Consider the following 12525-nt stretch of genomic DNA (forward strand, 5'->3'; position numbering starts at 1 on the left):
CGAAATAAGCCCAATGTAGCGAAACGGCTCGCATACCCGATGTCTGACTCACAATCCCTATTCGTTGTGACGTGTGGAAATGGTTCAATGGCCTGCTCGGACAGGGAAATCCGTATGGAAAAAGGAATGATTATATTTGTTCCCGTTGGAAAATCCATTGTAATTGAAGATTCTACTGGAACAGAAAATGAATTGCAATTTTATAAACTGGATCTGACGGTGGCTGAGGTGAAAGAGGATACTTCGAACTGTATGAATAGGAGAGACACGACTGAGCACCATAGATTTCTTAAAGGGATAGATATCCAAGGATCATTATCTCTTATCGAGCTAAATTACAGTCCGTGGAGTTCCTGTTTGGAACCCTTGGCACAGATATTACGCCAACAGACAGCTTGTGATTGGCTGGAACAGTGGGAGGTACAACTACGCTTCCAGGAATGGTTCAGGATCTTGCTTCGGCAAAGTGATCCCGAGACCGAGGAACCGAATGACCGCGTACGGCTTCAAAGTTCCATTCGTTATATTCACGAATACTATAATCAGGCCATAACGGTTGACGATTTAGCGGCTGATATCCGGCTAACCAGGGCCAGTTATACTCGGCAATTCAAAGAAAGTACGGGTAAGCTTCCGCTTGACTATGTGAATGCTGTTCGATTGGAACGCTCCAAACAGCTATTGCAACTAACGGATGATCGTCTGCATGATATTGCTCAGAATGTGGGATTTAATAACGAGTATTATTTCGGCCGTCGCTTTAAGCAGTATGCTGGCATTTCACCAGGATTGTATCGGCGTCATCATCGTCAAGACGCGCGTGTATTTGCACCTTATCTGGAAGACTTCGTACTGGCCCTTGGAGTAAGGCCGATGTTGCAATATTCCCATCGTTCCTGGGGCAGACAACACTATTTGGGATTGGAAGATGTTCCTGAATTCGATGTTACTCAGTTGGATGCAGGGTTTAATGAGACGAATGTCCCCGAGTTTATTATGCTGAACGGCGGATACGAACGCTGGAACTTGGAGCGGTTTGAACAAGTAGCACCTACGTTTTATGTGGATCATCAGGGTGAGGACTGGCGTTCTATTTTGAAATCCACAGCGGATGTGCTGGGTAAAGTAAGCCGGGTGCAGGATGTAATAGGTGACTATGAGGAAAAGGCGCAGGAAGCCAAGAAACGATTGGCCCGTGTTATGCGTGGACAAACGGTTGCTTTTTTGCGAATTTCAGCATCGGAAATTATACTTTACGGAAACCAATATGGTTACGTGGGGCCAGTACTTTATCAGGATCTCGGATTAACCCCGCATGTTCGAGTTCAGCAATGGGTGAGTCAAAACCGAAGAGTCGGCATTGGGCTAAAGCAGTTATGTCAGCTTGAGGCGGATCATCTCTTTATTACATTTGACAAGGCGGATTCTGGCCATCCCGGAGAAGAGCGAAAGCTCTTGCAAAGAGATGAGTGGAAACGGATTCCAGCCGTGAAAAGCGGTCACGTATATGAGGTGGATTTTATGACTTGGATGAACTATGGTGTCCTATCTCATGGGAAAAAGATCGACGATATACTGCGGTTTATGGCTTGAAGGATGAAAAGTTAAGAGTCATTCATTTTTATTAAAAATTACATTACCTGCAAAGGTACAATGAGATGATGTCTGAGAAATGTATTTTATTTTTTCATTTGCGTGTTTTTCATCAGCGGTGGCGTAATCCCTCAGCATGACAAAACCCCCCGGTAAAACTCGGCCGGGGTGATTAGCTGTACGCTTCAAACTTTGATTTTACGATGGTCCCTTAATCTGAGTATGCAACAGCATTAAAGCTCTCAATACCTATTCGAGTCGCATCTGCTGTAGAAAAAAGATATAAGGTATAAACCAATTCATTTGATGGTGGAAGTGGGACATTAAAATCGGATGCATTAATGGTGACAACTTGTACAGCGTTCGGGTTTGCTTCAGAGACACTCACCGAATAGAGGGCGTAGGCAACAAGCGAATCAGCACCTCGTACAATAGAAAATGCAATCACGGAGTCAAATGGAGGAGTGGTAGGGAACGCGAGCTCAGCTATCCCTGATAATTGTACACGTATGTTTCCATTTGCGTCAGTTGCATCAAGGCCAACCTCCCCGATTGCAACAGGGGTATTAGCGGGCAAGGGAATTGAGATTGTGTTACCATAGCTTGCATTTTGAGAGGTTCGAGCATCCAGCAGTTTTGCCATAAAGAGCATACCCCCAATAGTTTTTGTGATATGGTATGCAGTTTTTTTGTAAGGTTCGTCCGCAGAATGGCAATTCATTTGATTGACTGGCACTTACTCCACGTATCGAATCCGGCTGCCGCATCGACAACATCAAATTAGTCGGTTGCTGAAAGGAACCATGCTTGTGGAGCAAGGATCTGTTCAGACGGGACTTTGAACATGAAGAGTGGAACTAGGCAAGCATATTAACATGAAATATATAGAAAAAAGCCTGTTCACTACTGAACAGGCTTTTTAGAGTGGTATTAAGCTCAGCTGAACAAGAAGTTTTACTTTTTCTCCATGACAGCGAAGTAATTGTTCTCAGGATCTGCAAAGTTAAATACTCTTCCGCCAGGCATCGTTACAATCTCGCCGACGGTGACTTCTTTATCCGATAAGTGAGTGTAAAGTTGATCCAGGTTATCTGTGAAAAGCATAAGAGAAGGTGTGCCCAGATTCAATTCAGGGGACATTTTGGCGACAAATTCCTTGTCGTGCAGGATGATAGTGGTTTGGGCACCCTTCACAGGAGCAATCTCGATCCAGCGCATGCCATCCCCATTGACTTCGGAAACAACATGAAAACCTGCTTTTTCCGTCCAAAATTGAAGAGCCTTGTCCTGATCGTTTACATACAACATAATTTGGCCGACTTGAGTAAACATTGATTTACACTCCTTATATACGTAATTGATCGTGGTTGAAGCAGTTATGGCTTTGGATGTAGCTTTTTAGATGGAGTCAAGCTATATATTACCATATATGAGCACCCGCCATACAACTTCAATTCAAGCACAAAAAGAGGGAAGCAAATGTCCTTGACTGCCGCATTGCGACATACCATTAGATAAAGGACAATTCAAGCGATCGAATTGCCTTTTAAGCACAGCCATGTAATGGCAGATGGGAGCGCTGTAATGACAAAACGGGTAGTTCTATTGGAAGAAGGTACGGCAGAGATGAAAGGGCTGATAGGTAGTAAAGGGGCTGGACTTGCAGCGTTGCTACAGGCGGGTTGGCCCGTTCCGGCCGGGTTCATTGTAACAAAGGAAGGCTGTCGCGGCTTCTGTACCCGTCTTGCACATCTTTCAACTGAAGGAGCCCAAGAGATTAACAGCGCAATTCAGCATCTTGAGAAGCAATCCGGCAAATGTTTCGGCGATTCTTTAGAACCACTGCTGCTTTCCGTCCGGTCAAGTGAAACGTGTTCCCGTGATATGGCTTCCCATGCTTTGCTTCATGTTGGACTGAATGATGTAACGGTGGAGGGACTCGCCAGGCAAACGAATGATCGTCCGTATGCCCTTAATTGTTATCGAATGTTATTGGAGGATTATGGTCAGCTGGTACACGACATTCCGTATGCCCTGTTTGAAGAAAAATGGGGAGACATCTCGATACTGGATGAAGCGAAGCTAGAATTCGCCATCGCGGAATATAAACACTTAATAGAAGAAAGAGGACATTATCCTTTCCCCCAGGATGTGCAGTTACAGTTAAAAGAAGCGATGCGAGTAGTTTCTGAGTCACAGCGTGTCCTACGCGCCAACTCCCAACAAGAGCTTCTTCGCAAATCTTCTCATTTCTCCGAAGAAACTCAAGGAGCAGCTGTTCTTATACAGGTGATGGTTAATGGCGAGCGTGGTGAACACAGCGGGATCGGCACTGTATATTCCCGTCATCCGGGTACCGGGGAACGAGGCATGACAGGTGATTATATTTCATCTGCTATTTCCGGGGGTTCGAATGAAGGACTGGATCGGTTGCGGAGAGGAGACCCTAAACTGTATGGTCTTCTGCAGGATGCTTGCAGTGATCTGGAGTCCCGCACGAAAGAGGTACAGGAAATCCAGTTTGTTGTGAATTCAGGGACCCTGTATCTTGTTGAAATCAGTCAAACGAGATTAACCTCACAGGCGACGCTGAGGAGTACTGTAGATCTCGTGGATGAAGGGGTCCTCACCAAAGAGGATGCAATATTGCGTATACAGCCTTTTCATGTGAAGGAAATGCTGCAGGCCTCTTCAACTTTATCACCGGAGCTGCAGCTTCTGCTCGAATGGGCTGATGAAATGAAGGGGCTTACAATCCTGTCGAATGTAGATCATCCCAAGGACGCCATGAAGGCACGCTTATTCGGGGCCGAGGGCATTGGATTGTGTCGGACAGAACAGCTGTTGTTGTCTGCTTCAAGATTTCCTTTTGTACAGAAAATGATTCTGGCAGACAGTGAAGCTGAGCGCAAACGAGGACTGGAACGTCTGCTGCCGATGCAACAGGCTGATTTTGAACAACTCTTCGAATCGATGGATGGTTATCCGGTAACAATTCGATTGCTCGATCCACCGCTCCATGAGCTGCTGCCAGATATTGAAAGATTAAGAGAACAGCGTGAACAGTGGTCTCTCAGGAATGGGGAGGAGGAGAACACCGCCGAAGTGCAGGAGCTTGATCGTGTAATCCGCAGAGTGCTGGAATTGCATGAACAATATCCGTTGCTAGGACAACGGGATTGTCGACTGGGAACCGTGTTCCCGGAAGTATATGATATGCAGCTTGAAGCAATCTTCCGTGCAGCGGTGAAGGGCATTCGCCAAGGGCTGTGGGTGCGGCCCGAGATTATGATTCCTTTGGTGGGGCATGCCAATGAACTTCAGGATATGAGAGAGCTGGTGGATCATGTAGCGGACCAGGTACTTGGAGAGGAGAAGCGTCACTGTCTTTACAGAGTGGGTGCGCGAATAGAAGTTCCACGAGCAGCACTGACCGCAGCGCAGATCGCCCGTCATGCCGACTTCTTCTCATTTGGCACCGATGACCTGACACAGATGACGTTTGGTTACAGTCGTCACAATACGGAGAAGTCATCCCTTCATTTTGCCGAGCAGCAACGCTTACTGCCCAGCAATCCATTTCAGGTACTGGATATTGACGGAGTGGGGCAATTAGTGGAGATGGCCCTCGTTCAGGGCCGAGTTCGGAAACCGCATCTAAAAGCAGGCATCTGTGGTGAGAATGCAGCCGATCTGGCTTCCATTGCTTTTTGCCACCGTATTGGTCTGGATTATGTAAGCTGTCTGCCAGAACAAGTGCCGCTTGCCCGTATCGCTGCCGCACAGGCGGCAATCCTCGCCCAGAAGCAGGATCACTACAAAAACAGACAGGGCAGAAATATATCGACGATTGCGTAACATTTCCATCTCCCCTCATGGAATAGAAACCTTAAAACTGTTATACTGAAATATGCGTTTTGTAAAAGGAACGTAAAAATTTCAGATAAGGGTTGAAAGCGACCATGTTTAATTCCAGAAATGAGCGGACCTCATCACGAACCTTGTTTGTCGTGTTATTCATTCTTATGCTGCTGAAGCTGTCGCTTTTGCGGTATTTCTTTTTCCAGGGTCTGTCCGGCATAGGTTTTGTTACTGACGCATTGGGGGCCCTGACAGTGGTATGCATCCTCGATCTGATCGTGCCAAAAGGCTGGAAGCGTCCAGTGTATGCAGGTTTTAATGTGTTGTTCTCCCTGGTATTGTTCGCGGCGACACTCTATAACGTACATTTCAGTTCGGTTCCCACATATACGGCACTCAGTGAACTGGGCCAAGTCGCCCAAGTGAGGGGTAGTATCGGACCATTGGTAAGACCTGAGCACTTCCTGTTTTTTGTGGATATCGTACTGGCTCTGCCGATATGGTTTATCTTGCGCAGTCGTCGTGCCTCAGCTCGTAACAGCAGCTATAGCGACACTGGACTTCATTTTGGCAAAAGTCGGAGACGATATTGGGGGAAGTTGGGTGTAGCCCTTACGGCTGCATTTTGCATCGTGCTGTCAGGCAGCTTCATTGTCAAAGGGGAAACGATTGATAATGAACTCGTTCGCGCCGAAAATCTCGGTTTCCTGAATTATCAGGTGTCATCGGCGATTCTGACGAGTAAAGAGAATGAAGCCATTGCGAATGGCAATATTAACGAAACCATCGACAAGATTAATCAACTGGTTAGCAAGTATCCGTATCAGGATAAATCGAGTCAGGGCACGTCTATCAAAACCAAATATTTTGGTCAGGCCAAAGGAAGCAATTTGATTGTCCTCCAACTGGAGTCATTTCAAAACTTCCCGATGAATGCTTCACTCGACGGTCAGGTATTAACCCCGGTTCTGAATGATCTGGCAAAAGAAAGCTATTATTTCTCTCATTTTTTCCAACAGATCGGACAGGGAAACACGTCGGATGCCGAGTTTATGTCGAACACATCCATCTATCCAACCGGCGTTGTGCCAATGTCAGCAGGGTATAGTGACCGTGATTTGCCAAGTCTTCCAAAATTGCTTGGGAAAGAAGGCTATGAGTCAGAAACGTTCCACGTCAATGACGTCACCTTCTGGAACCGGAACAAAATGTATCCGGCGCTTGGATTCAACCGGTACTTCGACAAGCCTAGCTTCGAGAATGATAAGTTCAATGATTTTGGACCATCGGATGAGGAATTATATCGTGTAGGTGTGGAAAAAATGGTCGCGCATCAGGCTGCGAATCAGCCGTTCTATGCTCAGTTCATTACGGCATCCAGCCATTCTCCGTTTACGGTTCCTGCGGACCGCGCGAGAATCACCATACCGGCCACAATCACCAACACGTTGCTGCATGATTATCTGCAAGCGATCAATTATACAGATTATGCGGTAGGTCAGCTGATCAATGAACTCAAGGCAAACGGGTTATGGGATAACACAACACTCGTTATATATGGTGACCATTTCGGTCTGCCGGCAAACGATGAGATTACTCAGCAGATCCAAACCAACCTCAATGTTCCTTATGACGGTAATGTTAGTCGTTTCAACATCCCGCTGTTGATTCACACGCCGAAACAGACGAAAGGTCAAGTCATTGAACAGCCTGGAGGTCAGTTGGATATTCTGCCAACGGTGATGAACCTGATGGGGGTATCTTTGAAGGAAGAGAAATTCACAGCGTTTGGACACGATTTGCTTAACATGGACCACAATGCATTCGGTATTCGGTATTACTTGCCGACAGGCTCATTTGTGAATAATGACATTATGTTTATTCCGGGTGCAGGCTTTGATGATGGAACAGCCTACTCGTTAAAAACGTATGAACCCGTCACGGATTTGGAGCCGTACCGTTCCGATTACGAGCACGTGCTCAGCTTGATGAAGCTGTCTGACGAGTATGTAAAGCTCCTGCCCAAGCGAGCACCATAATTGAATTTTAATATGTATGAAACACCATAACGTCACTGGCTCAGGAGCTGGTGGCGTTATTTGTTTATTCATCGTACATCTTTACGTGTACTGAAAAGGAGATAACCTTTGAAACTGTAATTAATAATGTTACAATGGAAGGTGCAGCCAATAACGCAGGATGACGAAAGGAATGAATATAGATGAAACTTAGTGTACTTGAACATGGACATATTAATGAAGGGCGGACGGTACAGGATACTCTTCAGGAGACTGTAACTCTCGCTAAACATGCAGATGAGCTGGGCTTCTCCCGCTTCTGGATGTCGGAGCATCACGGCAGCGGGGCACTGTCATTTTCCAGTCCGGAAGTTATGATAGCACACGTTGCAGCACATACAGATCGGATTCGGGTAGGTTCAGGTGGCGTGATGCTGCCTCATTACAGTGCATATAAAGTCGCCGAGAATTTCCGTTTGCTGGAGGCGCTGCACCCTGGACGGATTGACCTTGGAATTGGCAGAGCACCAGGTGGTATGCCAATTGCCAGCAGGGCTCTGAATGAAGGAAAGTCATCGAATGTGCAATTTTTCCCGCAGCAAATTGCCGATTTGGGTGGGTATTTTCATGAACAGCTGCCGGAGGATCATCGGTTTGCTTCCCTGGTCGCGGGACCATCCGTACCCACCGTTCCGGAAGTTTGGCTGCTCGGTTCCAGTTCCGAAGGTGCGCGAATTGCGGCGGCACAAGGGACCGCTTATGCGTTTGCCCAATTTTTCGGAACGCCGGGTGGGGAGGAAGCGATGAAGCATTATCGCAGACATTTCAAGCCATCCATCCTGAATGATAAACCTCATTCCATGATTGCGGTGTCGGCATTCTGTGCAGAGACCGAGGAGGCGGCCACTGAACTGGCTCGCAGCAATGAGTTATTCTTCCTGCGGCTTGGCCGGGGGCTGGAGCAGAACTCATTCCCATCCCTGGAAACGGTGAACAACTATCCATTTACGGCCATGGAGATGGAACAGATCCGTCAACGCCGTTCTTTTTCCATCGTGGGTACACCGGATCAGGTGAAGGACAAAATTACGGCAATGGCTGAACGCTATGAAGCGGATGAAGTTATTATTGCATCAGCAATTCACTCCTTTGATGATCGTTTGCGTTCATTCAGTCTGATCGCGGAAGCCTTTGGTTTAAAGCAGGATTAATCGATATTAAACTGGAATTAGTATACTGAAATGGCTGGAGCCTTGCCTTGCAAGGTTCCGATTATACTCTTGCGTGATCAGGGAGAGGAGAGATTCACATCCGCAGATGTGTCATTAGTGATATTCATGGCTGTTACGACGAATTCAATGCTCTGCTTGAGCAGGCAGGATACGATCCGAAGCAAGACGAGCTGATTTTGTTAGGTGATTATGTCGACCGCGGGCCGAAGAGCAAAGAGGTCGTGGAACAGATTATGCAGATGCATGAGCAGTACAACATTATTGTGATCAAAGGAAATCATGATGCGATGATGGTCAACGCGCTGAACCATGATGTCGAGGAATATGACAAACACTGGATTCGTAATGGAGGCTTACAGACGCTGGCCAGCTATGTAGAGGTCTCTTTGGACGATGAGCAGTTGGACTGGGATGTTTATACTGAAGCCAAACAGTGGCTCCGCACACACTATGAGCATCATCTTCGTTTTTTGGGACAACTTCCTCTTGTATATGAAATTCCTGGTTATATCTTTGTACATGCCGGGATTAATCCGGATGTGGAGGATTGGCGGACCCAGTCAGAGCGTGACTTCATTTGGATTCGGGAGCCGTTCTATTCAAGACCAACTTCGCTCAAAGAGACGGTGGTATTTGGTCATACGCCAGTCAAAAATTTGCATCACGAGCCAGGTGTCTGGTTTGACCCAAGTGGGGACAAGATTGGTATCGATGGTGGATGTGCTTATGGTGCTCGATTGAACTTGCTGGAAATTAGCGAAGATGGAAGGCTTCAGGCCTTTTTTGTAAAAAGGGGAGAGACCCGCGAGGGTCCCGAGGTTTAATCCACGCGGCGAATTTCAAATAAATCCCTTTAAACAAAAGTATAAATTAAATCCGATTGAAGCTCTAACCTTTTACTTTCTGGAGAATGTGGATTGGTTTACATACCGGCAATGGATCGAAGCTGGGGGAACAGCAGAATTGTGCATTCGTTTACGGAGTATAAAGGCAAGATCCTGACACCCTGACATGATATTGTAATTAATTCGCTGTAAAGGGATTGGAATTAAGCCTTATTAACGCTATAATCAGTAAGGGTATGATTGAAATAGTACATTTTATTCATCTAAATCAGAATTGACGGAGGGCTATTAATATGGAAAAAGCATTAATCTTCGGTCACAAAAATCCCGATACGGATACGATTTGCTCGGCTATTGCCTATGCAGACTTGAAAACAAAATTGGGTCAGGACGTTGAAGCTGTTCGTCTCGGCGAAGTTAACGGCGAAACTCAATTTGCACTGGACCAATTCAAAGTGGCAGCGCCACGTCTGATCAAAACAGCAGCCAACGAAGTGAACAAGGTCATTCTGGTTGACCACAACGAGCGTCAGCAAAGTGTCAGCGATATTGAGGACGTGACGGTTGTTGAAGTCATCGACCACCACCGGATCGCAAACTTTGAGACAAGCCAGCCGCTGTATTTCCGTGCAGAACCTGTTGGTTGTACAGCAACCATTTTGAATAAATTGTACAAAGAAAACGGCGTGGAAATCAGCGCACCGATTGCTGGTCTGATGCTGTCCGCGATTATCTCCGATTCCCTGTTGTTCAAATCTCCAACATGCACAGAGCAGGATGTAGCAGCAGCACGTGAACTGGCTGCCATTGCTGGTGTGGATGCAGACAGCTATGGTTTGGATATGCTGAAAGCAGGCGCGGATTTGAGCCAGAAAACGATTGCTGAACTGATTTCCCTGGATGCGAAAGAATTCGCAATGGGCCAAGCGAAAGTGGAGATTGCACAAGTGAACGCGGTTGACGTGAATGATGTACTTGTGAAGCAACCTGAGCTTGAAGCAGCGATTGAAGCGATCATTTCCAGCAAAGGTCTCGATCTGTTCGTATTTGTCGTAACCGACATCCTGAACAACGATTCCGTTGCACTGGCTTACGGTGCCTCCACCAAGGCTGTTGAAAAAGCATACAATGTGACATTGACCGATAGCAGAGCGCTGCTCAAAGGTGTAGTATCCCGCAAATCGCAGATTGTTCCGGTTCTGACCGAAGCGTTCAACTCATTGTAGGATGCTGTAAACGGACGTATAACCATTACGTTCGGATATACGATGAATATTCAGTGACAACATCAAGCCTGCTCTGATCTGTTTATAGGTCAGGACAGGCTTTTGTTGTGAAGGAGGAGGACACACGATGATCAAAAATGAAAAGATTAAGGCAACCGAGGTCGAGCTAACGGGTCTGAACGGTGAAGATCTGGGCATCATGTCCACACGTGAAGCACTTGCTCTTGCCAAGAAGTACAAAGTGGATCTGGTATGCATGTCTCTGATGACCAGCCCGCCGCCATGTAAACTGATTGGAGCTGGAGCAGCCAGAGAGGAAAAGCAGCAAGAGAAGAAGAAGGCCGCAAAATCACCGGATAAACGTAAAGTGAAGGAGATTCGACTGAACCTCCAGATGGAAGATCATGACCGGGAGACGAAGCAATCTCAGGCAGAGCGTATTCTGACGAAGGGTGACTCGGTGAAGCTCGTCATTCAGGTGCATGGAGCCAAGGAAGGAACAGCGGGCAAGGAATGGGCAGAGCAGCTATGTAAATCTCTTGCTGAGTATGGCAGTAAAACGACCGGTATTCAGGTAAGCGGCAAACAGGTCGTTGTACAGCTGGACCCTATTGGATAATAACATAACGATAGAACGAAATTAGCCCTGTGAAGCAACATTTATTTGCTGCTCTACGGGGCTTTTGGCATCGAGACTGTTTAATGTATTTTCCAACTTTCGATCTGGGTCCACCTCACCGGTTCATGTCCGCAAATAGCGGCTGCCTCCAATACGTACATATAACTGTCCTGGCAAGACCGGAGTGGAAGAAGCAGTATGTGTGTTGATGTTACTGTTCTTGGCGTAGCGGGAGAGATATAAAAAGTCTGGATAAATGACCGTATCCATTAAATAAGCCGATACGGTACTTCCGGGAATGCGGTTCTGATTCAGTGAACGAATCATTTCTTCTCCGCTTGCAATGCCGATCCCATGTCCATAATATAAGTTCTCACGCAGCATTATGGTGTTTTCTCCTTGCCACTCTGGTGTTTCTGGTGATACGTCTGGATTTTTGAAGTATAATACATCTCCTGGGAGAGCAGAGTTGCTTCCATTCTTTTCCGTTAATCGCAAATCGCTGTCATAATGCCAGTCATAGAGCAGCAGGTTGTAGAATAGTGAGTTGAAGTCATCCTCACGGATGCTCCCCAATACGCCACCATATAGCACGATTACTGTAGCAGTGGCACATTCAAATGCATACAAATGACCGTTCTTCCAGATGTCCCGAATTCCATTTGCAGGGGTCACATCGGATCTTAATTCAAAGCCTCCTTCAGCATTTCGATTCCAAAAATCCGGATTACATCTGGATTTCTCGAATGAGGCAAAGCTGACCCCGCTTCGATCCAATGCTTCCGCTGCATCAACAAGCGATTTTCGCAAAGCCCATTCAAAGTGAAGATGATCCATGGATTGATACGTATAAACGGTTGAACCTGGTTGCAGCTGCTGCAACCAGTGCCATTCAAATGCAGACCAATCCGAGCTCACCAGTTCAATGGGCTGATTCGCAACAATGATCATAATCCATTACCTCCAGTACTATTTGGATGTTCAGCCTTGTTTAAAAGGGTATGCACGCGTATTCTGTAGTATATGACCCCAGTTGTGCGGTTTTGTTTATATTTGTTTATATACAAAAGGAGCAAGCATGGGCATACGGTAAAACGTGTCGATTATTGTCCGGAATTTCGCTGATATCGT

The 12525-nt window shown here is 46.5% G+C and carries 10 protein-coding genes; 7 read left to right on the forward strand and 3 right to left on the reverse strand.

Annotated features, from left to right (window positions below):
- Nucleotides 1-114 precede the first annotated feature (114 nt).
- Nucleotides 115-1593 (forward strand): AraC family transcriptional regulator, encoded by a 1479-nt coding sequence (locus JNUCC31_RS28540; protein ID WP_192266706.1) that lies wholly within the window; start codon nt 115-117, stop codon nt 1591-1593.
- A 211-nt stretch (nt 1594-1804) separates the two neighbouring features.
- Here JNUCC31_RS28540 and JNUCC31_RS28545 read toward each other — a convergent pair whose 3' ends face one another.
- Complete coding sequence (locus JNUCC31_RS28545; RefSeq protein ID WP_192266707.1) at nt 1805-2236, reverse strand: hypothetical protein; 432 nt, start codon at nt 2234-2236, stop codon at nt 1805-1807.
- A gap of 311 nt (nt 2237-2547) precedes the next feature.
- Nucleotides 2548-2925, reverse strand: coding sequence for a VOC family protein (locus JNUCC31_RS28550; protein WP_192266708.1), 378 nt, complete (start codon nt 2923-2925; stop codon nt 2548-2550).
- A 252-nt stretch (nt 2926-3177) separates the two neighbouring features.
- Here JNUCC31_RS28550 and JNUCC31_RS28555 point away from each other — a divergent pair, with 252 nt between their 5' ends.
- From JNUCC31_RS28555 to infC, 6 genes are all read left to right on the forward strand, one after another.
- The gene (locus JNUCC31_RS28555; protein WP_192266709.1) at nt 3178-5451 is read left to right on the forward strand and encodes a putative PEP-binding protein; all 2274 of its coding nucleotides are present in this window, start codon (nt 3178-3180) and stop codon (nt 5449-5451) included.
- 104 nt (nt 5452-5555) lie between these two features.
- Nucleotides 5556-7493, forward strand: a complete 1938-nt coding sequence (locus tag JNUCC31_RS28560) for an LTA synthase family protein (protein ID WP_192266710.1) — start codon at nt 5556-5558, stop codon at nt 7491-7493.
- Between the two features lie 182 nt (nt 7494-7675).
- Complete coding sequence (locus JNUCC31_RS28565; RefSeq protein ID WP_192266711.1) at nt 7676-8683, forward strand: LLM class flavin-dependent oxidoreductase; 1008 nt, start codon at nt 7676-7678, stop codon at nt 8681-8683.
- 113 nt (nt 8684-8796) lie between these two features.
- Nucleotides 8797-9528, forward strand: a complete 732-nt coding sequence (locus JNUCC31_RS28570) for a metallophosphoesterase family protein (protein ID WP_323374401.1) — start codon at nt 8797-8799, stop codon at nt 9526-9528.
- Nucleotides 9529-9842: 314 nt separating this feature from the next.
- Nucleotides 9843-10775, forward strand: coding sequence for a manganese-dependent inorganic pyrophosphatase (locus tag JNUCC31_RS28575; protein ID WP_192266712.1), 933 nt, complete (start codon nt 9843-9845; stop codon nt 10773-10775).
- A 127-nt stretch (nt 10776-10902) separates the two neighbouring features.
- Nucleotides 10903-11394 (forward strand): translation initiation factor IF-3, encoded by a 492-nt coding sequence (gene infC, locus JNUCC31_RS28580; protein ID WP_192266713.1) that lies wholly within the window; start codon nt 10903-10905, stop codon nt 11392-11394.
- 123 nt (nt 11395-11517) lie between these two features.
- Here infC and JNUCC31_RS28585 read toward each other — a convergent pair whose 3' ends face one another.
- Nucleotides 11518-12345: a protein-glutamine gamma-glutamyltransferase gene (locus JNUCC31_RS28585; RefSeq protein WP_192266714.1), complete on the reverse strand. Its 828-nt coding sequence runs from the start codon at nt 12343-12345 to the stop codon at nt 11518-11520.
- Nucleotides 12346-12525: the final 180 nt, after the last annotated feature.

It is taken from the genome of Paenibacillus sp. JNUCC-31, assembly GCF_014844075.1.
Lineage (GTDB): Bacteria > Bacillota > Bacilli > Paenibacillales > Paenibacillaceae > Paenibacillus.